The 23,817-nt window shown below is 57.0% G+C and carries 18 protein-coding genes and 1 tRNA gene; 8 read left to right on the forward strand and 11 right to left on the reverse strand.

Going from position 1 to position 23,817, the window contains the following annotated elements; translation table 11 throughout:
* Positions 1-20 precede the first annotated feature (20 nt).
* The 5 genes from VGR81_08390 to VGR81_08410 all read left to right on the forward strand — a co-directional run bounded on the left by VGR81_08390 (position 21) and on the right by VGR81_08410 (position 5,830).
* Positions 21-2,096 (forward strand): S9 family peptidase, encoded by a 2,076-nt coding sequence (locus VGR81_08390; protein HEV2288956.1) that lies wholly within the window; start codon positions 21-23, stop codon positions 2,094-2,096.
* A gap of 99 nt (positions 2,097-2,195) precedes the next feature.
* Positions 2,196-2,438 carry an acyl carrier protein gene (locus VGR81_08395; protein ID HEV2288957.1) on the forward strand — a complete coding sequence of 81 codons (243 nt, stop codon included), beginning with the start codon at positions 2,196-2,198 and terminating at the stop codon, positions 2,436-2,438.
* Positions 2,438-4,147, forward strand: coding sequence for an AMP-binding protein (locus VGR81_08400; protein HEV2288958.1), 1,710 nt, complete (start codon positions 2,438-2,440; stop codon positions 4,145-4,147). Before VGR81_08395 ends, VGR81_08400 begins: the two co-directional genes overlap by 1 nt.
* Positions 4,148-4,157: 10 nt before the next feature.
* Positions 4,158-5,078 carry a diacylglycerol kinase family protein gene (locus tag VGR81_08405; protein ID HEV2288959.1) on the forward strand — a complete coding sequence of 307 codons (921 nt, stop codon included), beginning with the start codon at positions 4,158-4,160 and terminating at the stop codon, positions 5,076-5,078.
* Entirely contained in the window at positions 5,075-5,830 is a 756-nt protein-coding gene (locus VGR81_08410; protein HEV2288960.1) for a lysophospholipid acyltransferase family protein, read from the forward strand. The genes VGR81_08405 and VGR81_08410 overlap by 4 nt, the downstream gene beginning before the upstream one ends.
* 40 nt (positions 5,831-5,870) lie before the next feature.
* Here VGR81_08410 and VGR81_08415 read toward each other — a convergent pair whose 3' ends face one another.
* Positions 5,871-6,512 (reverse strand): CDP-alcohol phosphatidyltransferase family protein, encoded by a 642-nt coding sequence (locus VGR81_08415; GenBank protein HEV2288961.1) that lies wholly within the window; start codon positions 6,510-6,512, stop codon positions 5,871-5,873.
* 114 nt (positions 6,513-6,626) lie between these two features.
* Positions 6,627-9,806: a hypothetical protein gene (locus VGR81_08420; GenBank protein ID HEV2288962.1), complete on the reverse strand. Its 3,180-nt coding sequence runs from the start codon at positions 9,804-9,806 to the stop codon at positions 6,627-6,629.
* A 372-nt stretch (positions 9,807-10,178) separates the two neighbouring features.
* On the opposite strand from VGR81_08420, the gene VGR81_08425 reads away from it, so the two are divergent.
* On the forward strand, positions 10,179-11,123 hold the full coding sequence (locus VGR81_08425; protein ID HEV2288963.1) for a ferritin family protein: 945 nt from the start codon (positions 10,179-10,181) through the stop codon (positions 11,121-11,123).
* A gap of 206 nt (positions 11,124-11,329) precedes the next feature.
* On the opposite strand, the gene VGR81_08430 is transcribed toward VGR81_08425, so the two are convergent.
* The 4 genes from VGR81_08430 to VGR81_08445 all read right to left on the reverse strand — a co-directional run bounded on the left by VGR81_08430 (position 11,330) and on the right by VGR81_08445 (position 13,652).
* Positions 11,330-11,418: transfer RNA gene (locus VGR81_08430), tRNA-Leu, on the reverse strand.
* A 115-nt stretch (positions 11,419-11,533) separates the two neighbouring features.
* Positions 11,534-12,025: a DinB family protein gene (locus tag VGR81_08435; protein ID HEV2288964.1), complete on the reverse strand. Its 492-nt coding sequence runs from the start codon at positions 12,023-12,025 to the stop codon at positions 11,534-11,536.
* Between the two features lie 173 nt (positions 12,026-12,198).
* Positions 12,199-12,630: a hypothetical protein gene (locus tag VGR81_08440; GenBank protein ID HEV2288965.1), complete on the reverse strand. Its 432-nt coding sequence runs from the start codon at positions 12,628-12,630 to the stop codon at positions 12,199-12,201.
* A gap of 149 nt (positions 12,631-12,779) precedes the next feature.
* Positions 12,780-13,652, reverse strand: a complete 873-nt coding sequence (locus VGR81_08445) for an AraC family transcriptional regulator (GenBank protein ID HEV2288966.1) — start codon at positions 13,650-13,652, stop codon at positions 12,780-12,782.
* A 791-nt stretch (positions 13,653-14,443) separates the two neighbouring features.
* Here VGR81_08445 and VGR81_08450 point away from each other — a divergent pair.
* Positions 14,444-15,142, forward strand: coding sequence for a DUF1223 domain-containing protein (locus VGR81_08450; protein HEV2288967.1), 699 nt, complete (start codon positions 14,444-14,446; stop codon positions 15,140-15,142).
* Between the two features lie 545 nt (positions 15,143-15,687).
* Positions 15,688-18,927, forward strand: coding sequence for a hypothetical protein (locus tag VGR81_08455; protein ID HEV2288968.1), 3,240 nt, complete (start codon positions 15,688-15,690; stop codon positions 18,925-18,927).
* 100 nt (positions 18,928-19,027) lie between these two features.
* Here the strand turns inward: VGR81_08455 and VGR81_08460 are convergent, their stop codons facing one another.
* The 5 genes from VGR81_08460 to ispH all read right to left on the reverse strand — a co-directional run bounded on the left by VGR81_08460 (position 19,028) and on the right by ispH (position 23,809).
* Positions 19,028-19,729 carry a GntR family transcriptional regulator gene (locus VGR81_08460; protein ID HEV2288969.1) on the reverse strand — a complete coding sequence of 234 codons (702 nt, stop codon included), beginning with the start codon at positions 19,727-19,729 and terminating at the stop codon, positions 19,028-19,030.
* A 153-nt stretch (positions 19,730-19,882) separates the two neighbouring features.
* Positions 19,883-20,578, reverse strand: coding sequence for an HAD hydrolase-like protein (locus tag VGR81_08465; GenBank protein ID HEV2288970.1), 696 nt, complete (start codon positions 20,576-20,578; stop codon positions 19,883-19,885).
* A complete protein-coding gene (gene hisC / locus VGR81_08470) occupies positions 20,575-21,573 on the reverse strand; it encodes a histidinol-phosphate transaminase (GenBank protein HEV2288971.1) in 999 nt (332 codons plus the stop codon). The genes VGR81_08465 and hisC overlap by 4 nt, the downstream gene beginning before the upstream one ends.
* Before the next feature lie 171 nt (positions 21,574-21,744).
* Positions 21,745-22,782, reverse strand: coding sequence for an arginase family protein (locus VGR81_08475; GenBank protein HEV2288972.1), 1,038 nt, complete (start codon positions 22,780-22,782; stop codon positions 21,745-21,747).
* 37 nt (positions 22,783-22,819) lie between these two features.
* Positions 22,820-23,809 carry a 4-hydroxy-3-methylbut-2-enyl diphosphate reductase gene (gene ispH, locus VGR81_08480; GenBank protein ID HEV2288973.1) on the reverse strand — a complete coding sequence of 330 codons (990 nt, stop codon included), beginning with the start codon at positions 23,807-23,809 and terminating at the stop codon, positions 22,820-22,822.
* Positions 23,810-23,817 lie beyond the last annotated feature (8 nt).

Consider the following 23,817-nt stretch of genomic DNA (forward strand, 5'->3'; position numbering starts at 1 on the left):
CCGGGACTGGAGCGTACGAGATGAACACGAGCGGACCTGAGAACAAACGAACACCACAAACGAAGGAGCAGCGATTTACGAAGCGTGCCGCATACGTGACGATTCTATTTGCCACGGGAATGATTTTCGCTGCACAGGCGCCGGTCGCGCAGGCGCAAAAACGCCGTATTCAAATTTCCGACATGGCAAAAATCGTGCACCCCGCCGATCCGCAAATTTCGCCGGACGACAAATCGATCGCCGTGGTCGTGGCGCACTCGAACATGAAGGAAGACCGTACGGACAGCGAAATCATGCTGATCGATATCGCGACAGGTTCGCAGCGCTCGCTGACCTATGGACGCAAAGGCGCGAGTTCGCCGCGATGGTCGCCGAATGGAGATCGCCTCGCGTTTCTGGCCATGGTCGGCAGTGACAAAGACGCCCAGCCGCAAATTTTCGTTCTGCGCATGGATGGCGGCGACGCCCAACAGATCACGAACGCTCCCGATGGAGTCGAACAATTTGCGTGGCGGCCGGATGGGACTGCATTTGCGTTTGTGACACCGGACCCTGCCGATAAGAAAGCCATTGAGACGCATCACGACGCGTTTCAAGTGGGCGATACGGATTACCTGGAAACGGCGGCAGCAGAATCTTCGCATGTTTGGTTGATTTCGGCTGCGGGCGGCGAAGCCAAGCGGCTGACTTCCGGCACATGGAGCCTGCCGATTGTCTTTCCGCCGAACCCGCCATCGTCGCCGCTTTCGTGGTCGCCGGATGGGAAATCCATTGTCATTACGCGACAGGAGACGCCCGAACCAGGCGACGGCGATGAAACAACACTGCAGATTCTCGACGTGGCGGCAGGGCAAATGCGCAAGCTGACGTCGCACGACAAGTTTGAAAGCACCGGCGTGTATTCGCCGGATGGGTCAAAGATCGCGTATTGGTATGCGCGGGAAGGGGATCCGAACAACGAAAATGAAATTTATGTCACCTCCAGCGACAGCGGAGATGGCAACGATGCGACGCGAGGAATTGACCGCAATGTGCAGCGCGCGATTTGGATGCCAGATGGAAAATCGCTGTTGGTTGGCGGACACGACGGCACAACGACATCGTTGTGGTTGCAACCGCTAAGAGGGCCAGCGCGAAAGCTCGACCTCGGTGACATCGAGCCCTCGTGGAGCTTCTGGATTGACGCTATGGTTGGTCCGAAAGGCGATATTGCGTTTACCGGAAATACACCGGGACGACCGACGGAGCTCTATTACATGACTTCGCCAGGGACCGCGCCGAAACGGTTGACGAACTACAACGCGGAGACGGCAGCGCTCGATTTGGGAAAAGCACAAAGCATCGAATGGCAGGCCGATGGCTTTCCTGAGGACGGCGTGCTCACGTATCCTCCGGATTTCGAGCAGAGCAAAAAATATCCGCTCGTGCTGCTGATTCACGGCGGCCCTCAGGCGAGCTCGACGCTTTCGTTCAGCCTGCTGGCACAGGTGATCGCAGCGGAGGGATATTTCGTGTTCTCACCAAACTACCGAGGCAGCGATAATCTGGGGAACGCATATCAGCGCGCCATTTACCGCGACGCTGGAGCGGGACCCGGACGCGATGTGATGGCCGGGCTGGCCGAAATCGAAAAAATTGGTTTTATTGACACGGACAAAATCGCGGTGACGGGATGGTCGTACGGCGGGTATATGACTTCGTGGATGATCAGCCACTATCACATCTGGAAGGCGGCCGTTTCCGGCGCGGCGGTCAATGATTTGACGATGGAGGCGACGGTCTCCGACGGGAACCGGACGGATTATTATTCGATGGGCGGGTCGCCGTGGGCGGGCGACAACTGGAAAATTTACCGCGACGAATCGCCGATCACTTATGCGGCACAAATCAAAACGCCGACGCTGATTCTGTGCGACGTGGGCGATTTTCGCGTGCCCATCGTGCAATCGTACGAGATGTATCACGCGCTGAAAGACAATGGAGTGACGACGCAGTTTTGGGCGTATCCGGTCGGCGGGCATTTTCCGGGGGATCCGGTGCGTGCGGCGGATGTAATGACGCGCTGGGTAGGCTGGGTGAATCAATATTTGAAATAGCCCGGACTCGCGGCGCGACACGGAAAATTTGCGGCATAAAATTTGCGAGAGAACGGGCGCGTGGCGCACGGCAGTGGAATTCACCTAAAATAGAGGACTATGCGATCGCTTCAAGAAGTGACGGACGAAGTCCTGCAACTGGCGGCTGCGCATTTCAAAGTGCCGCGCGAACAGCTTGCGCCGGACGATGATTTTTTCAAAAAGCTGAATATCAACAGTCTGCAGGCGCTCGACTTGCTGACACACATCGAGAATCACTTCCACATTGAATTGCCGGACTACGAATTGCAGGGCATCAGCGACTTCCGCACGCTCGCCGCGCGCATCCAAGCGCGCCTCTGATGCTCGACCTCCATGAATATTCCTCGCTGGGCGCGGCTTTGCGCGCCGCGCTCGAACGCTGGCCGAATGAAATTTGCCTGATCGAAGCGGACCGCGAACGCGAAAATTGCCGACTAACGTACCAGCAGTTCAAAGAAGCAGCCTTGCCGCTCGCGCGCGCGATGCAGGATTCCGGATTTGCCGCGGGCGGGCGCGTGTCGATCATTATGACGAATCAGTCGAAGTGGCTGATTTCCGCATACGCGATTTTTTATTGCGGCGGCGTGCTCGTGCCGCTCGATTACAAGCTCACGGCGCGGGAGCACTTGCAACTTTTGGCGCACTCCCAATCCGACGTGCTCGTCACGGAATATTACCTTTGGCGCGCGATTACGCAGGCCGAAGGCTTCACGGATCTGAAGCTGAAGACCGTCCTAGTAACGGAAGCTCCGGCGAAAGCGGATTTGCGAGGTGCAAACCGCTGGGAAGAGTTTCACGGCAATGGCGATCCCGTTTTTGTGGAACGGAAGCGCACGGACTGGGCATCAATCGTTTATTCGTCTGGGACCGGCGGGCAGCCAAAGGGCTGCGTGATGACGCATGAGAATTACCTCGAACAATGCGCGTCGCTCGCTTCGCTTTTTCCTTTTTGGCCTGGCGTGCGCTATTTGAGCATCCTGCCGACGAATCATGCGATCGATTTCATGATCGGGTTCATCGGACCGTTCGTCTGCGGTGCAGCAGTGGTGCACTTGCGGACGCTAAGACCGGAATTCATCCGCGAGGCATTCACGCGCTATCGCATCACGTACATCACCGTAGTGCCGATGGTGCTGAAAAATCTCGAGCGCGCCATGCGCCAGAAGTTCGAGGAACTCCCTAAATCGCGACGCATCATGCTGGGCTGGCTAATCGCCGTGAATCGCGCGCTCACTCGCCGACGGCCGCATGTGCACCTGAGCAGATTGCTGCTGGGCGATATTCACAAGGCATTTGGAGGCGAACTGCGTGCGATTTTTGTCGGAGGCGCGTTCACGGAACCGGCGACGCTGCAATTTTTTTACGACCTGGGAATCCCCGTGGGGAATGGATATGGATTGACAGAGGCGGGAACGGTGATCACGCTGAACGACTTCAAACCCTTTCGCGCCGATACCGTCGGGAAGCCGCTGCCGGGCACGGAAGTTCGCATTGTGAGTCCAGGCCCAGACGGAATTGGAGAAGTCGCCGCGCATGGCAAGACGATCATGTCGCACTACCTCGACGATCGGGAGATGACCGCGGCGACGATTGTGGACGGCTGGCTGATGACAGGCGACCTTGGGAGAATGGACGCGATGGGGCATTTGCAGCTTTTCGGGCGCAAGAAAAATATGATCGTCACCGAAGGCGGCAAGAATATATACCCGGAAGATATCGAAAACGCGTTCGAAGGCCTCCCATTGAAGGAATTTTGCATTTTTGCTGCAAATTACGTGTGGCCGCAACGAACAATGCTTGGTGAGCAATTAGTCTTGGTGCTGCGGCTCGATGACGCCTCACAATTCACGGACGAATTGCGCACGCAAATCATTGAACGCAACCGGCGATTGCCCGATTTCAAGCGTGTTGGCGGAAGCCTCGTCTGGACGCGCGATTTCCCGCGCACGGCATCGCTGAAAATCAAGCGCGAGGCACTGGCCGACGAGATTCGAAATGTGACCGATAGCTCGGCTATGATTTCGGTGTGAGGGCTCGCGAGTGACGAAACGTTTTTTTGCACTGGTGAATCCGGCGGCAGGCGGAGGCAAGTGCGGCAAACTCGCGCCAGCGGCGCTCGCGAAGTTGCGCGCTTCGGGCATTGAAATTGATGTTGCGGAAACGCACGCGCCGGGTCATGCCACGGAGCTTGTCCGCGAGGCGCAGAAGCTGGGACATCGAAATTTTCTTTCCGTCGGCGGGGACGGCACGTCCTACGAAATCGTGAACGGAATTTTCCCTTTGTCTCCGGGAGATTCCGGCGAACGGCGGGCGCTGGCGTTCCTGCCGCTGGGCACGGGCAACTCGTTTTTGCGGGATTTTCTGGATCATCGCGGCGTGGAGAGTGTGGAAAGCGTCGCGCGTGCGATTTTGAGCGGACAGCGCCGCACTTGCGACGTGATTCGGCTAAAGCACGCGACGGGGGAAGTTCACTACATCAATTTATTGACGCTCGGATTTGCCGCGGACGCGGCGGAATTCGCAAACCGGCACCTTAAGGCCTTTGGTTACACCGGCTATGCGCTCAGTATCCTGGCGTGCCTTGCGCGCCTGAATCGCCGCGCGTTTGCTCTGCGCACAGATGGCGCGACGGAATTCGACCGCCGGCGCTGCCTCTTTCTTGCATTCAGCAACACGAAATTCACGGGCGGAAACATGATGATCACGCCCAACGCGGACTCTTCCGACGGGCTGATCGAATACGTCCGCTGGGGGCCGATTGGACGGATCGCCTTGCTGCGCAATCTGCACACGCTATTCGATGGGACGCACATTCATCATCCGCTGGCGTCGCGCGCCGCAGTGCGGGAGGTGGAATTCGCGCTCGACGAGCCCGTAAGTGTAACAATCGACGGAGAGAGCCTGCGCCTGAAATGCGAGCGGCTGAGTATTCTGCCGGGTGCACTGGACGTTGTCATATGAGATCCGCATACCTCAAAGTGCGCTCGGCGGTGTTATGGGCCGCCAGCGGGGTGCATTTTTTCGTGGTTTGCACGCTGCTCGTCGCGCTGGGAATGATCGCCGATCCGCGCAAGAACGACCGCCCGCAGCGAATTTTCTTCCGCAACATTTTGCGGCTGGCGGGAGTGAGATTTGAAGTCCAGCGAGCGCCGGGATTCGACGCGCAGCGCACGAGTCTTTTCGTCTGCAATCATGTGAATATTTTCGATCCGTTTGTGATTTATTCTGCGATTCCGCAATTCGTGCGCGGGTTCGAGCTGGCCTCGCATTTCAAGGTGCCCGCGTACGGATGGATGATGGGCCGGTTCGGAAATGTCCCCGTACCGGATGAAAACGACCGCAGCCGCGCGTCGCTCGAATTGATGACGCGGAAGGCGAGAAATTCGTTGGATTCCGGAATCAGCCTGATTGCGTTTGCAGAAGGCTCGCGGACGCGTACGGGGCACGTTGGAGCATTCCAGAAGGGTGTCTTTCGGCTGGCGGTCAGCTTTGGCGTGCCGATTGTGCCGATGAGCATCGTAGGATCTTACGAATTTCATCGCACCGGCAATTGGATGCTGAATCCGGGGAAAATCACGGTCATCCTGCACGATACGATCGAGACAAAGGGGATGAACAAGACGGACGCGGAGGGATTGCGAGACCGCGTACATGCCATCGTCTCCGCACCTGTGGAAGAACATATTGCAAGGCTTGCGAAGGACTCGCTGTAGTCATCTTGCGGAATTCGTTGCGGAAAAAGGAAAATGAAAACTAAAAGGGCTCACGGTGACCGGGGATCATTCGCCCTGCGCGAATTTCCTGTCCGGTATAGATGATTCGATGAATCACCGTCAGCGTCGAGAGCGCGGCAATGACCCACAAGACCGGCGCCATGCGGTCAAATACGCCACCGATAATCAGGAGTACGAGACGTTCCGGGCGCTCCATAAATCCCACTTTGCAGAGCGGAATCAGCGACTCTGCGCGCGCGCGCGAATAACTGACCATGAAGGAACTGGCCATGGCTACCGCAGCCAGCGCCATATAGAACGGTCGATTGATCAGCGTGTAATGAACGACGAGGCCCATGTACAGGCCGAGGTCGGAGTAACGGTCCAGCGTGGAATCCAAAAACGCGCCAAATGCCGTCACTCGACCGGCGCGGCGCGCGACTTGGCCATCGGCCATGTCGAGAAAGCCCGCAAGAAATAACACAGCCGCCGCGCTGAGAAAATTGCCGTACGCAAACAAAACCGCCGCCCAAACATTGACGGCCATACCTACCACCGTCAAAACGTTTGGCGTGATTCCAGTGGCGGCGAGACCGCTGACCACGTGGCGAAGAAGCCATCCCGCGCCGGAACCGATCCAATGTGTAGCGGGCTGCCAAAATGGAGCCTTTGAATCTTTCATCGTGTCAGAAATGAATCATACGACAGCCGTGACGCTGCCTCAAGTGAGTGAAACAAATGGGCCGCGCAACCACAACAGGATTGCGCGGGCCCGCGGTTTATTCCACCCTCGGAACTACATCGAGGAATGATTCGCTCCGCCTCCATGTGGCGCGGTGACGGAGATTGCCGGAATGTTGTCGTTGCGAATGCGCCGGTTGAGATCGGCGAGATCTTTGTCTCTGAGCTGGTGATACGTCGCCATTTGGGCGTCAATCTGCTTGGTCAGAAGATCGAAAACCTCGTGCGTGGAAGGCGTCGGAGCTGTGTCCGCGCTTTCCACTGTTCCGTCAACGTCCTCCAACTGATTGATGAGCATGATGGGATAGTTCAGCGGGTCTTCACCGCTCTCCGATTTGGGCTGAATCAACGCGTCTTCGACGTCCGTCAGTTTCTTGTCGAGTTCCTTCGCTGCGTCGGCGACGGATTTCTCCTTGTCATTACCAGTGAGCCGTTTCTGCAGATCGGCAAGCTGCGTGTGAAGATCACGAATTTGGTTCACGGCGGCGTTGGCCGCGCTGACATGTTCGCGAATCTGCAGACTGAAATTGAGCTGCTGTTGCAGATCCGCAGTGGACACGTGGACGCGAGGATCTTCTTCGAGCGTGAGCGGAGCTGTGTAACTCTGACCCGCGACGGTCAGTTTCACCTGATAGTTCCCCGGAACTGCGTATGGTCCGGCTGCCCCACCGCCCCAGCCCACAATGCCGGGAACCCTTGTTGCCGCCTCGTAGCGCAAATCCCACTCGAAACGGTTCAAGCCTGCCTTTGCCGGAAGGCTCGCGCCGCCGCCCCCAAAGAAGCCGCCTCTTCTTCTGCCTCCGGCGGCCTCGGACTTGCTCGAATACTTGCGGACGACTTTGCCATCCGAGCCGAGGATTTCGAGCGTGATTGGATCTTTTGGCGCGGTCTTCAGCGAATAATCAATCACGGCGCCGAAAGACGGATTCGAGCCTGCGGCCGCTCCACCGGGCAACCGGAAGCCGAAGCCATGGAAACGATATGCGGTTTCGGGCTTGAAGAGATGCACATTCTCGTTGAGGACATCCGCGTTCATCTGGCGGAGCGGCGTGATGTCGTCGAGCGCCCAAAACGCACGGCCGTGCGTGGCGAGAATGAGATCGTTTCCGTGAATCGTCATGTCGTGAACGGGCACGGTCGGCAAATCCAACTGAAGCGATTGCCAGTTTGCGCCGTCGTCAAACGAGACATAAATTCCGGTTTCGGTCCCGGCGAAAAGCAAACCCTTGCGGACGGCATCTTCGCGAATCGCGTGCGTGAAGATGTTTTCGGGAAGGCCGTTCACGATCTTCGTCCACGTCTTGCCGTAATCGGTAGTCTTGTAGAGATACGGATGGAAATCGTCCCAACGGCTGCGATCTGCGGCCATGTAGGCGGTCCCGGCCGCGTACGGAGAGGGATCGATAATGTCGATGCGGCTCCAGTCGGGAAGATCCTTGGGCGTCACATCGGCCCACGTTTTCCCGCCGTCGCGCGTGACGTGAACAAGGCCATCATCACTGCCCGCCCAAATCAGGCCGCGTTCGACCGGCGATTCCGCGATGGCGAAAATCGTGTCGTAGTATTCGACGCTGGTATTGTCCTGCTCAAGGGGGCCGCCTGACGAAACTTGTTTGGCCTTGTCATTGCGCGTCAGATCCGGGCTGATGACGGTCCAGTGTTGGCCCTGATCCGTGCTTTTGAAGATGACCTGTGCGCCGTGATAAATCGTGTTGGAGTCGAACGGCGACATGGCAATCGGCGCAGTCCATTGGAAGCGATACTTCGTGTCGATGGCGCCGTGACCCATAGGATTGAGAGGCCAAGCGGTGATGTCCTGCTCCTGGCCGTTGGCTTTGTTGAACCGCGTGATCAATCCATCGTAAGAGCCAGCGTAAACGATATTCGGATTCTTCGGATCCGGAACGACGAAGCCGCTTTCGCCGCCGCCCACGTCGTACCAATCTTTGTCCGTAATGGCGAAGCCGTCGGTGCGGCTGGCGATGGCGACGGTGGTGTTGTCCTGCTGCGCGCCGTAAATGTAGTAGTTGAATTGATTGTCCGTGGCGACGTGATAGAACTCCGCCGTCGGCTGATTATCCTCAGAAGACCACGACTCGCCGCCATCTTCGGAAATCGTCGCGCCGCCGTCGTCGCATTCGATCATTCGGCTTGTGTTCGTGGGATCGATCCACAAATCGTGACGATCGCCGTGAGGCGCATCGAGGCTTTTGAACGTCTGGCCGCCGTCGGTTGAGCGATACATTCCCGTATTGAGGATGTAGACCGTGTCCGTCTGCTTTGGATCAGCAAAAATGTGCATGAAGTACCAGGCCCGCTGCGTATAGTCGTGATTACCGTTGATGAATTGCCACGTTTCGCCGCCGTCGTCGGAGCGATAGAGGCCACGCTTGTCCGCTTCGATGAGCGCATAGACGCGCTCGCCATTGGCTCCCACGGCGATTCCGATGCGGCCCATCACGCCCGTCGGCAGGCCATGGCCTTCGAGTTGCTTCCACGTCGACCCGCCGTCGGTCGACTTGTAAATTCCGCTGCCCGGGCCGCCGCTGACAAAACCCCACGGGGTGCGCAACTCCTGGTACATCGCGGCATAGAGCGTGTGCGGATTCGCGGAGGCGAAAGTGAGATCTACAGCGCCCGTCTTGTCGTCTTTGTAGAGGACTTTTTGCCAGGTTTTGCCGGCATCAGTGGAGCGAAAGACGCCGCGTTCTTCATTCGGGCCGAACGCGTGGCCAATGGCGGCGACAAAGACAATGTTCGGATTCGTGGGGTCGATCAGGATTTTCGCGATGTGACGCGTGTCGTCGAGTCCGATGTGCGTCCACGTTTGTCCGCCGTCAACGGACTTGTACATCCCGTCGCCGTAGGAAATATCGCCGCGCAGGCATGGTTCGCCGGTGCCGACATAGATCACGTTGGGATCTTGCGGGTCAACCGCAATGGCGCCGATGGACGAGACAGGCTCGTGCTGGAAGAGCGGCTTCCAGGAGATTCCGGCGTCCGTCGTCTTCCAGACGCCACCGGCGACCGAACCAAAATAAAATACGCTCGGATTGCCGATGACTCCGCTGACTGCTTCTGTGCGGCCGCCACGGAACGGGCCGACCTGGCGCCACGACATTCCAGCAAGCGAATCCTTGGCCAAGGTCTGCGCGACTGTTGGAACAGAAACGGCAAAACCAGCCATGACCAGAACCGCGACGGAAACGAAGAGGCTTGCTCTTGCTCGTAACATTGCTTGCATCCAACTCCTCCTATGCCAGATAAACATCGGAAAATCGTTCGCCAAAGCGCGAATACTCCGGTTCCGCGCGCTGCAACTCAAATTCAACCAGCGGCAAATCCTAAACGCCAGATCTGCAAACGGTCCGCCGTCGAAGAGGCGTATGTATATCCCATTCGCGGCAAAAAATGAATACTACAGTTGATCGTATCGGAGCCGACGAGCGCACACCCCGCAGAGCACAGCGCAATTGCCCACAGCAAGGTTAGAAGGACGGCGGCAACGGGAGCCGCGTTACAAAAATCGTCGAGCGCCACGCTCAAAATCCGCGATTATAATGTTCTGCTAAGTTTTCCATCCCAGATTGTTTAGTGGAGAGCAAGCATGAAGAGCTTCGACAGTTTGTCCGAGCAGGAAGTTTTGGCGTTGGCAATTTCACTCGAAGAAGACGATGAGCGCATTTACGCCGACTACGCCGAAGGCTTGCGCGGTGAGTACGCAGAAACTGCCGCGGCATTTGATGACATGCGCGGAGAGGAATCCGAACATCGCCGGCGCTTGATTGAACTCTATCGGCAGCGATTCGGCGAGCATATCCCGCTGATTCGGCGCACCGACGTCAAGGGATTCGTGAAGCGCCAGCCTATTTGGCTGGCGAAACCGCTTCGGCTCGGGGCCATCCGGAGTCAAGCTAGCGCGATGGAAGAGGAAACGCGGCGCTTCTATGAGAAGGCGGCGTCCCGGGCACACGACGCGAGCACACGCCAGCTTCTTGACGATCTGGCGCAGGTGGAACGCACGCACGAGCATCGTGCGAAAGGCGATCTCGACTCGACTGTGTCTCTGCACGAGGATGAAGCACGCAAGAAGCTGCTCGTCTTGCAGATTGTCCAGCCGGGCTTAGCGGGACTGATGGATGGTTCGGTTTCGACGCTAGCGCCCGTGTTTGCCGCGGCCTTCGCCAGTCACAAGACTTGGACGGCGTTTCTCGTCGGACTTGCTGCATCGTTGGGAGCAGGAATCAGCATGGGATTCGCGGAGGCACTTTCGGATGACGGTAGCTTGACTGGGCGCGGCCTACCGTGGATTCGCGGCCTGGTCTGCGGATTGATGACTACGCTCGGAGGGATCGGGCACACGCTGCCGTTCCTCATTGGCCAGTTCAATCTCGCTCTGGGTATTGCGATCGCCGTTGTTCTCATCGAATTAGCGACGATCACATGGGTCCGGCGACGCTACATGGACACGCCGATTTTCTCCGCTGCTCTGCAAGTCGCTTTGGGCGGCGCGATTGTCTTTGCCACCGGCGTGCTCATCGGCAGTTGGTAAGCAAGAATGCCAGCGCGAATTTGGAACAGGAATTAAAGAAACTGACCGGCGAATCTGGTTTTTTGATTCCGGCAACGGACGCCACCGTGCAAATGATCACGATGCATAGAAGCGCGGCGGTTGGTTTTCGCAGTCAACCACTCATCGACCGTGAACTTCTCTCAACCCTGCGCCCGACATGCAGCTTCGTCCTCACAATTTGAACTTGGTGCCCGGGGCGGGAGTCGAACCCGCACGACCGTTTAAGGGTCCGAGGATTTTAAGTCCCCTGCGTATGCCATTCCGCCACCCGGGCACCGCGCGCAAGCCTATCGTATCAAAAGCTCGCAGCAATATCGCGCAAGGGAAAAGTTCTCCCTGGAATTCGCGTGTCAAACTGAAGAGGGCGAAATGATCAACGGCGACCGGCGTTAGCTGCGACTGCGAGCCTTATGCAAACGCCTGAGAAGTTGAATTTGCCCAGCGTGATAAACGTCGTGAAAAGCGACGCCGGCAATCTGCGCGCTCGCGATTCCTCTGTGTCCAGGCGCCGGACGGCCAAGCGCGTTCGACGCAAATTTTGCAACAACCTCACGCAACTTTTTGTGTTCTCCGTCGAGTAGCTTCAGGTCCGCACGCCACGCTTTTTCGCCGAGTGAGCCGGATCGCACAAACCAATTGCGCCCGGATAGCGCAAAACGGTCACGCTTTTCGCCGAGCAGCCTGCATCGCACGGCATATTTCCAATAAGCTGCGTGGACGACGATCTCCCAAATATTATGACGCCCCGGAGCAGGACGCCAGGCGGCATCGCGCGCGCTGAGTCCGCGCACCGATGCGCGAAGGTTCGGCCCGTGCCAGGCTGGCTTCGAATATCCCTCGTCGAGCAATCGAAGCAGCTTGGCGATTTCTGCGGCGGGCATCTTGCCGCCTCCCCTGCGGATGAAAATGCGCGCCCGGCCACGGCCAGGTTGCATCAGCCATTATAATGAATCCGACGCAGCCCGCTGTTGCACACAGCTTATTGCCCATCGCAATTCACTGCGAGTGTATAAACAACCATTCAGACTCGGCGGCACAAAATAATTAACGGCCGTTAATGCGCGTCCGTAACCAGATGTACGTTCTTTAATTCTTTGATTTCAGTGATGGCAATCGCTCGCGTGCCCTCGCGCTCGTATAAGGTCCCTGTCACCTGGACATATTTCCCAATGTAAGGCATCAATTTCTGATGCTGGTCCACATCAGGCATGGAACTGGAAATTGGGAAATACATTCTCCCAGCCTTCGTCAGGATGATGAGCGGCGACCCGCGCTTGGCGCAGTCCAATGCGCATTGCAGATTGAAATTTGTTGCCGTCGCGGCAGTATTCTGGATCGGGCATGCAATGTCGCGAACCAGCCCCTCTATCGTTACCTTGGGTGGATTTGCAGATGGCGAAGATGCCGTCTTGGAATCCTGCGGCTGGCCAAATGCCAGACCCGCAACCAGGCAAAATAATAGACAAATATGCGAAATAATCTTCATTTATGACTCCTTCATTAGACGCATTGGATTGTGCAACATCTGCGAACTCTCTAAGGATCACATCTTCCTGGGCGCTGCTCGCCACTGTCGCTCAAATTCGGCTACGCAAGAGCAGGAACAGATGAATTTTCCGCCTGACATTCCAGGCCTTATGAGCAGCCCTTGATTTCACGCGGCGAGACACCCAAGATCCGCTTCATATGCGCGGCCAAATGGCTCTGATGGGTGAAGCCCATTTCCAGAGCGACCTGACTGATCGAAGCCCTTTCCTGCCGCAACGCTAACGCCGCGCGTTCGACTCTGCGGCGAATTACATATTGATGCACGGGCATCCCCAGAGATTTGCGGAACAAAACCTTCAGATGCGAGACGCTCACGTCCGCGATGCGCGCGATGGCCTCAAGCGAGAGATCCTCGCCGAGATTGTCCTCGATATAGGAAACCACCTGCCGAAGCTTGCGTGCGGGCAAGCCTCCGTTCGGCGAAGCGTGCTTGCCGCCTAGCGAGCTATGGTTTCGCAATAGCTGCACGCCAAGCGCAGTCGCAAGGCTCTGCAGGAAGAGGCTCCCATTCGGATATCCCTGCTCCATTTCGGCCATCAGCGCCCAGCCGATATGCTCGATCTGCCTGTCTCGAATATGGAATCGATCGCGGAGCTGCAAACCCCGGGGATCCAACCCTGATTCTTGCGCAAGCCGCTCAAGAAATTTTGTCGAAATGCTGAGGAGAAGAGCAGTGTCTGTCTCCTTCATTTCCCAGCGCGCCGGCATTCCGCTCGGGATGATGTCGATATCGCCGTGAATTGCCAAGCCGCTGTACTTTTCATTTCCATGCCGGCATTCCAGCCGGACAGGCCTCCCAACGTGAATGGCTACGACGGATCTTGTGCGGCTGGGAGCTTCCACCACGCCGGGCGTATCGGCTTGCAGAATGACGCGAATCTGGCTCGATGCCGGTCCTGAGTCCAGTATTCTTATCGGCGAGGCAGGCTCGCGCAGGACCGCGGCGGTTTGCGGGTTCATTTGACCTTTTACACCGAAATTTACTTTACAAATTCGCTCGGCCCGCAAGGACCTGCGCGGGCTCCTGAGCACACCCCTATATGCCTGACGACATCAGTTGCCGTCCCGGCCAAAATGGTTGCTTTTGTCGATGTTGGAAGGCAAGGAACGCCCAAGGACTTCGCAATGTTCTGCTAATGTTTCGTTGTTTTCGAGAAGACCTGCAAATTCACTTTCTGTCCGAATTTGCTCTACCCCGCCCAATCATGAGCGACTCACTTAACGTTCCTAGGTCATCATGATGAAGCTATCTAGCCTGTATTTTCGAATATCGTCGAGTTCTCTCTCCGCAGGATGGGATGCAAACATCGGAGGGACTCTAAGAGGATGGCTTCAGTAATCGGGGCAAATTAACCAGAAATGTTTCGGCGCGGGCATTCCGCAATGTCGCGGAAGGCGATCTTCGGTCGGCGGTGCTGTTACTCCTACCCCAGGCTCTGCCGCAACCGATAGCTGAGAATTGAGGCTGGAGGGTTCCTCCAGTCTCAATTCCTGAGCGATGGATAGGAGGACGCGCATAGTTCCTTCCGTTCACTATAGAGTTTGCTGATCTCTATACAGTCACAGCCTTCAATCAGCGGGGTATAAGTTGTAGAATGGGGTGGGATCGGAGACGTCCAAAAATGAAAAGGCTAATGATTCTTGCCTCATGTATCGCCGCATTCCTCGGAGTCTTGACAATTGGCTCTCAATCGGTCGCGCAGGGAAATTCTCAAGCGGCGGCGGCCAATGCCAACACGGATCGTAGGCCGGTGCTTGTTGAGTTGTTTACGGCTGAGGGCTGCTCGTCCTGCCCGCCGGCTGAAAAGTTGCTTGCCGCCCTTGAAGCCCGCCAACCGGCGTCAAACGCCGAGATCATCCCTCTCGAGGAGCACGTCGATTATTGGAACCATGATGGCTGGACTGATCCATTTTCATCTTCAGACTGGACTGCTCGACAGCAAGATTATGTCTTTAAGTTCAAGGAAAGCTCCCCGTACACTCCGGAAATGGTTGTCGATGGGGATGCGCATTTCAACGGGAGTATGGGCCATACGGCGGTCATGGCAATTGAAGCCGCTGCTCGCCAGCCTGAAACGGAAATTACAGTGTCGTCCGGCCAGCCAGGATCACATGACGCTGAAGCTTTCAGCGTGAAAGTCGCTGCCATTCAGGGCGACCCCCAAGGCGATACGGCCGACGTTTGGCTCGCGATAACCGAAACCGGACTTCATTCCAATGTGACCGCTGGTGAGAACGCAGGACAAGAGCTTTATCATGTTGCCGTCATGCGATACCTCCATAAGATCGGTGTCGTACATTCAGACAGCGATCCCATCGCATATAGCGGCACCGCTGAAGTGAAGCTGAAATCCAATTGGAAGCTCGAAAATTTGTCCGTAGTCGTTTTCGTGCAGGATAAGAAGAGCCTGCGCGTCCTCGGCGTTGCTTCGGCCAAGGTATCAAGCTAATAAGAGTCGTGCTTTCTTCGCTCGGCCAGCTGAGTAGCCGATAACGTTGTCTTGCTGCTTGCCAAATTTTTGACTTCAGAGTTGATTACAGAAGGACACTCGAACGCCACCGTCGATTTTGCATAAAATATCCCTTGACTTCCCCTGTTGTATCCATACACTCCCGAATTTCACGAACTGATTTCAAATTGAGAGTCTCGCGGCGTGTCTCTCTTGCTCGCCGTGAGACTCGGGTCTTACGATGAACATCTTCCACCATGACTGGCGTCGCTGGGCCGGTCATGTCATTTGTCTCGGCACTGCATGTATCTTTGAGGGATTGGCATCCATACTGAATACAGGCGGGGCGTCCTCTGCCATGATGTTTTCGACTGCTGGTCCTCCACCTGGGGAGAATCCATTCGACGAATTTGGTGATTTGCGAACCGGGGATTCGTCTTTATGGCGCGGTGGCGCTAAACTTGCAACCTTTTCGGAAGCAAAGAATGCTATGAACGGAATTCTTGGGGAAACTTTTGCAGGTCCTCGCCATTAAAGGAGCAAAAATGCCGAAAAGCAATAAGCGGTCACTGAATTTTTTACTCTGCATACTTTTTGCTGTTTTTTTTGCCGCGCCTACTTTTGCACAACGCCGATTTCGCGGCGGCAATGAAGATGCGTTCCGATTCCGTTTTGTCGGGCCTGTCATCGGCAACCGTATCGCCTCTGTCGCGGGCGTGCCCGGAGATCCCAATGTCTATTACGCAGGCGCCGCATCAGGCGGCGTCTGGAAGACGACGGACGGCGGCAACCGCTGGGCGCCGGTTTTCGATAAAGAGCCGGCAGCTGCCATCGGCGCGCTCGCTGTGGCGCCTTCCGATCCTAACGTCGTGTGGGCTGGGACCGGCGAGGCATGGGTCATTCGCGACAGCGACGTGATGGGCAACGGTATCTACAAGTCGACTGATGCTGGAAAGACGTGGACGAACATAGGCCTGGCGCAGACGGGCCGCATCGGCCGTGTGATCGTCAATCCGACGGATCCGAACAACGTCTATGTCTGCGCGCTGGGGCGCACGACCGGTCCTCAGCAAGCGCGCGGCGTCTATCGCACGACTGACGGCGGCAAGACCTGGGAGCGTGTGCTTTTCGTGGATGAGAATACAGGCTGCTCAGGGTTATCCATGGATCCTGAAAATCCGCGGACTCTTTTCGCTGGCGCGTGGCAAGTCGCCATGCACACCTACGGAGAATTCAGCGGCGGACCGGGAAGTGGTGTCTACGTTTCGCATGACAGCGGCACAACGTGGACGCGCATCGAAGGCCACGGTTTGCCGAAGTCACCGGTGGGGAAAATTGACGTCGCGGTCGCGCCGACGAATTCGGACCGCGTCTACGCGCTGATTCAAACCGCGGATCAAGGCTCTGTTTGGCTTTCGGATGATGGCGGCGAAAATTGGCGTGTCGTCAACTGGTCGCGGCAGCTCACCGGCCGCGCGGGGTACTACATTCGCATCGCTGTTTCTCCCGCCAGCGACAATGAAGTCTACCTTGCGAACAGCAGTTTCTTCGAATCTCTCGACGGCGGAGAAAACTTCAATGAGGTCCCGTGGGGCGGCGACAACCACGACATCTGGATTGATCCGAAGAATCCCGACCGCTTCGCGTTAACCAACGACGGTGGCATGTTAATCACCAGAACTCACGGCCGGGGCTTTCAGCGTGTCTCGCTGCCTATCGGCCAGATGTATCACGTCGCTGTGGACAATCAGGTTCCCTACGAGGTTTACAGCAACATGCAGGACGACGGCAACATGCGCGGCCCGAGCACGTCCTTTATTTTCGGGTTCGGCGTTCAGGCGGAATCCGATTGGGACCACGGCATGGGCGGATGCGAATCCGGATGGACCGTTCCGGACCCGACCGATCCAAATATCGTTTGGGCTACGTGTTACGGTGATGAAGTGACGCGATGGGACGCGCGAACGAAGATGGCGCGCTCCGTTAGCCCCTGGCTGCACACGCTCGATTCCGCTCCGAACGAGACGAAGTACCGATGCCATTGGACTCCTCCGCTGGCAATCGATCCATTCGATAACAACACAGTCTATTACGGCTGTCAGGTCATCTTCAAAACTTCGAATGGCGGCCAGAGTTGGTCGGTCATCAGCCCTGATCTCTCGACAAATGATCCGAGCCGCATAGTCTCCTCCGGCGGCATCGTCGGCGACAATCTCGGCCAGTTCTATGGTGAAGTTGTTTTCGCCATCGCGCCGTCGCAGATTCAGAAAGGGCTGATCTGGGCTGGCACGAACGACGGTCAAGTCTGGTACACCAAGGACGGCGGCGGGCATTGGAACAATGTCGCGAAAAATATTTCCGGCCTGCCGGCTTGGGGTACGGTGACGAGCATCGAACCTTCCCACTTTGATCCCGGAACCGCCTACGTCTCCTTCGATTTCCACCTGATGGACAATCGCGATCCGTATATCTACAAAACCACCGATTTTGGCCAGACCTGGACTCGCATCGACAGCAATCTTCCACACGACGAACTCTCTTACGTTCGCGTCATTGCGGAAGATCCGAATTGCAAGGGTCTCCTTTTTGCCGGAACGGGAAATGATCTCCATTATTCGCCAGACGACGGCGGTCACTGGATGGCTCTGGATGACGGAATTCCGCACACAACCGTTTCGTGGGCCGTTGTGCAGAAGCAATTCCACGACCTTGTGATTTCCACGTATGGCCGTGGTCTGTACATCCTCGATGACATCACTCCACTCGAGCAAGAGGCCAAGGAGCAGTCGGACGCCGCAGCGCGATTCTTTGCGCCCCGCGACACGTATCGCTTCGTGCGCAATGCTCGCGCATATCTGGATTTTTCTTCGAAGGCCGCAGCAAAGGAGCCGGCACGGATCGAAATCCTCGATTCGCACGGAACTGTGATTCGCAGAATGCGGCAGCCGGTCAAGGCGGGGCTTAATCGCGCAGTTTGGGATCTGCGATATGACTCGCCGCATCTGATCGCTCTGCGCACTGCCGCTCCCGATAATCCGCATGTCTGGGATGAGCCGCGCTTCCGCGACAAGGATTCAAGGACCGTGACACATTGGGGCATTGAGGGTGCTCAGCAAGGACCCCTCGTCGCTCCTGGGAAATATACGGTGCGCTTGACCATCGATAAGCAGACTTTCACTCAGCCACTGACGATCCTTCGCGATCCAAAGTCACCGGGCACTGACGCGGATATAGAAGCTTCCGTGAAGGCTCTGCTCCGCATTCGCAACGACATCACCAGTACGTCAGACATGGTGAATCGCATCGAGTGGCTCCGAAAACAGCTCGGCGACATTGATGCGACGCTCACCTCTGAAATCGCCCAGGATCGGATGGACCAAAAGAACGACCCGAAGAAAGCCGACTTGCTGAAATCGGTCAAATCCATGGAGCAGGATATGGAGTCGGTCGAATATAAGTTGATCAGCAAAGTCGAAACCAACAGCGACGACAAGTATTACGTCACCGCCTACAAGATCTATCTCAATCTGATCTGGCTCAATGGAGAGATCGGCACCGGCGCGGGTGACGTTGCCGGCGGCGCCGACTTTGCGCCGACCGATACCGACATGAGCCTTCTCGCCATGATTGAAAAAGACCTCGCGTCAGCGACGGGGGACTACAAGAACCTCATGGATCAGCAGCTCCCGGCGTTCAATCGCTCGCTCGAACAGCAGGGCGTCACTCCCCTGTCTACCGTCGTGCCGCCGTCGCAGATGGACGCCGCGGAGGGCTCCGAACCATAAACTTATTGTGAGTGTCGGCTCTCGCCAGACTTGCGATTGTTGGCTGCTTTACTGTAATTGGCGCGGCGGAAGGAAGTTCGCGAGAAGGGGCAGTGCGGGCTTACTTCCGCCGCTGCTTTACGAACTCTTTGAGCATCTGCCCCGCGTTGTGAATGTGGCCCCGGAGCAGATCGCAGGCGTTCGCGACGTCGCGTTGTCGGCAAAGTTCCAATAGTTGACGGTGCTCCTGCTTTGCCCGCTCGAACGCCTGCGTCAAATACAGTTGCAAGCGCGTATAGCGGTCGCCATTATTGTTGATGGTCTGAATCAGTGCAATGAATCGCGGGCGTTTGGCGCGGGAATAGAGCGTCGAGTGGAATTGCCAGTTCAAGCGGCCCCACGTCCCCACTTCTTCTTTAATCCAGAGGGCCTTTTCGTAAGCTTGCAGAATCTCTTCGGCCTTCCCGAACTCCGACTCAGTTAGATTGGGAATGGACAGCCTCAGAACGTCGCACTCCAGAAGCGCGCGAATGTCGAAAAGCTCTTCAATTTCATCGGGCGAAAGCGCGGAAACCACAGCGCCGCGATGCGGAACGATATTGATGAGTCCTTCGGCTTCCAGTTGCCGCATCGCCTCGCGAACTGGGATTCGGCTGACGTCAAAATCCTTGGCGATGGCATCCTGCCGCAGTTGCTCTCCCTCCTGAATTTCGCCGCGAATGATCTTTTCGCGCAACTTATCGGCCACCGCCGATGTCAGCGAAACTCTGCGGATACCGTTAACGGCAGGTGTGTTAGAGCCAACTTCTATTTCAGATGTCATTGCCGTAAAAGAGGAATCCCTTGTCGTGAATCATAAAGGCTGCAAGGCAACCTGCTTTGTGGGATAGACGATAACACATTTTGTACGTACCTTTCCTTCTCTTTATCCCCTAGAGCATTTCGCCAGAAAAATGATCTCAGCGCCTGCAGCGCACTATCGCGCGAACCATTCTGCAATTTCGCCGGCGTCTCCAAGGATTCCGCGCGCGTCCAGGTCGCGCAACTTTGCCGCCCGAATTCGCCGCTCCTGGCTGCCTTTCGGAAGAACTCCTAGAAACGCCACTCGCGCACTCCGGGCCGCGAGTGCATCGTCAATGTTATCGCCCAAATAGATCGCTATCTCTGGCGAGCGTCCGTCCAGAATTTTCGTCAGGCCTTCGGGGTCCGGTTTCGGTTTCGCGACGCTCTCCACCGTGACAATGCGCTTGAAGCACGTGCGCGCAGAAAAGCGACCGAGCGTGTAATCGAGCTCAGAGTTTGTTCGCCCGGTGAAGATGGCCAGTTCAGCGCGGCTGGCCAGGGCGCGCATCCGCTGGTGAGAGAGCAGCCAGCGTTCGCGCGACACATTGCCATCCCCGTCGTGGCCCCAATAGATCTTTTCAAATTGTTTCTTCACTTCCTCGTAGCTGAACTCGGCTCCGAGTTCGCGAACCCACGCATGAGTTAGTTTCCAATCGTCGTTGAAGCCCGGACGATTTTTCCACTGGTGCAATTCGCGCCGCGTGACGCGCTTGCCTGTAAAGTGCCGCACCGTCTCGAGCACCGTGCGCTGGTATGATTCGCGCACGTCAACGAGCACGCCATCCACGTCAAAAATGATGATGTGCCACGGAAACTTAGCCGTCTTCACGCCAACGGCTCCAGCGCTTTGAGGAAGCCCCGCATTTGTGCGCTTGTTCCCACGGTGATGCGAACAAAGCCCGGCCGCCCGAAGGCGCCTGATTGATCGCGTATCAGAATGCCTTGCCGCCGCAGCGCGGAGATGATGCTCGGCCCACGCGCGCCGAAATCCACAAGGACAAAGTTCGCCGCGCTCGGAAATGTCCTCACACCCAGTCGCTCGAAGCCATTCACCAGAATTTTTCGCGCTCGCACAATTTCGCTGACATAGCGCTTCACAAACGCTTTGTCTTTCAGCGCCGCCTCAGCCACAGCTAAAGCCGGCGCGCCGATGGGAAACGGTGCCTGCGCCCTTCTCAACAACTTCATGATCTCGCGGTGTGCGAATGCGCACCCCACGCGCAGTCCGGCGAGCCCACTGGTTTTGGAAAACGTCCGCGTCACAATCAGATTGCGCCGCTTCCGAATCTCACGCAGCATCGTCACGCCGGAAAATTCAAAATAGGCCTCGTCGACGACAATCAGGGTCCCATGCGCGGCGTCCAGAATCGCTTCGATTTCTCGCCGGCTGAGCAATCCGGCCGTTGGATTATTCGGATTCGCAAGGAAGAAAACATCCGGCGCCGATCTCAGCGCAACAAGCACATCACGCAGTGGGAAATTCATTCCGCCGTCATACCGCAGCGAAATGATTCGCGCCTCGCGCTGTCCAGCATAAAAGCGATACATCGGGAACGTTGGCTCAACCAGCAGAACTTTCCGTCCGCGCTCAAGAAACACATCAGCAATCAACCGAAGCGCGTCATCGATGCCGCATGTCACCAGCATTTCGTCCGCGCGAACGTCAAAATGTGGCGCCAGCCTTTCGACAGCGTTCTCCTTCTCCGGGTACATCGAGAAATCTTCGGAATCCAAGCGACGCAAAGCGGCGTGCGCCTTCGGCGAGCAACCGAGAACGTTTTCGTTCATGTCCAGCCGCAGTTTGCCCTTGCGGTTCTCCAGCATCGGAGGGTTGTCCTCTGCCTCTGCGATCGCGGGTCTTGGTCGGATTCGTTTTCTCATTGGGGGTGGCAGTAAGTTAGAGGTCTTTCCGCCTGACGGCCAGCATGCCCATGGCGATCATAAAAACCGGGTGAAACCCTGCGATGAGGCAAATAAGAGTGGAACGGTGAGTTTCTATTCAGTTGCAGAAGCGGATGGCTCCGTCGAAGTCTGCGCCGCGGAACTCTCTGCTACGCCTTCCGCAGCAGGCGCAGCGGGAGCGGCAGTGGCTGCGGCTGCTTGTGTTTGTGTTTCTGCCTGCAAACGCGCGGCAAGTGCAGACGCGAGTAAATCGATCACGACTTTCGCGCCGCGCCCATCGGAATCCTTGTCGGGATTGTATGCCGCCACTTCCAGTGCCACCAACCGTGGCTGCTTCACAAAAATTTCCAGCGCCTGCCGGATTTCGTCGAGCCGTAATCCTCCTGAACTAGGCAAATCCGTCGTCTGAAAATCATCGATCGAGATCACATCGACATCGAGATGCACCACAAGCTCATTTTTGCCGCCGTGAATGCGCTCGATGGCCATTTCCGCTGCCGCGACCGCGCCCATTCTTCGCACATCGGTGGCGCGAAAAATGCGGATGGGATAGCGCGCCAGCACTTCTTCCTCGGGCGGATCGAGACGATTCACACCGAAGAGTGCGACATCTGGATCGCGGACGAGCGGCGGCTCGCCCCAAAAGCGAACGAGTTCCGCAGCGCCACGACCTGTCAGATGCGACACAACCATTCCGTCAACGCAACCGGAAGGCGACGTGGCCGGAACGTTCAGGTCCGCGTCGCTATCCATGTAAACGATGCTCGCGCCTCGATAATACCTGCGCACGCCCGCAACCGTCGCGAGCGCCGGCGAGCAATCGCCGGTCAGAATCAGCGGCAAACCACCGGTCTTCACTGCGGCTTCGACGCGAGGCTTCAGGGCTTCGAGAGAAGCGACGACGCGGGGCAAGTTTCGCGCGCGCGGACTTTCTTCATCGGGTTGGTACAGGGCGATGGGATCATCACCCATGTCCGTGACGCTGAATCCCAGCGATTGCAGCCGGTCAACCAATCCCGCTGCGCGCAGCGCTTGAGGAGCCTTCTCATGACCAGCTGTGAGCGCCGCGGCGCTGGTCGGTGCACCCAACAAAACAATCTGTTTCGGCTGGCGCGTAATCCGCACCGCCATGCGTTGCTCCTCTGATTGAATTTATCTGCCGGACGAGCTACGCGGCCCCCGAGTTCCGGCGCGCGGCAAGCTCAGGCGGCAAAGTGAATCGCACATCCTCGCGAATCAAATCAAGGTCGCGTTGATCCGTAAAACCGAAATTCGCCAGTCGCTGGCTCACCTGCTCGACAAGAATCTCCGGAGCGGAAGCGCCCGCAGTAAGTCCCAGCCGCGAAACACCTTCAAACCACGACGGCTGTAGATCATTCCCATCCTCGATCAGCCGCGCCGCAACTCCAGCACGCTGCGCCACTTCCACCAGCCGGTTCGAATTCGAGCTATTCGCCGAACCCACGACGAGAATCAAATCCACTTCGCGTGTCAACGCCTCGACTGCTTCCTGCCGGTTCTGTGTCGCATAGCAAATATCGTCCGACGCCGGCCCGACGATTTTCGGAAACCGCTGGCGCAAACGCGTAACAATTTCCTGCGTGTCGTAAAGGCTCAGGGTAGTTTGCGTCAAATAGGCTAGCTTTTCGGGATCCTGTACCTGAAGTTCGTCAACCTCTTCCACGCTCCCAACAACGACGGTCTGCTGCGGCGCCTCTCCGGAGGTCCCGACGATTTCCTGGTGGTCGCGATGTCCGATCAAAATCAGCGTGCGGCTCTCGCGCGCAAATTTTCGCGCCTCAAGATGCACTTTTGTCACCAGCGGACACGTCGCGTCAATCACGCGCAGGCTGCGCTCGGTGGCTTCCTCACGGACGCGCGGCGGAACGCCATGCGCGCTGAATACCAGCACAGCTTCCCTCGGCACCTCGCCGATGGACTCTACAAAAATTGCGCCTCGCTGCCGCAACTGTTCCACCACGTATCGGTTATGGACGATTTCGTGGTGGACGTAGACCGGCGCACCATACGCTTCGAGTGCGAGTTCAACAATATCCACCGCGCGCACCACTCCCGCGCAGAATCCGCGCGGGCGAACGCGAACCAGCACTTTATGGCCGTTGCCGCTCCCTTTAATCTGTGCAAGCTCTGGAGACATAGACCTCC

It is taken from the genome of Candidatus Acidiferrales bacterium (assembly GCA_035934015.1).
Taxonomy (GTDB): Bacteria; Acidobacteriota; Terriglobia; order Acidiferrales; family UBA7541; genus DAHUXN01.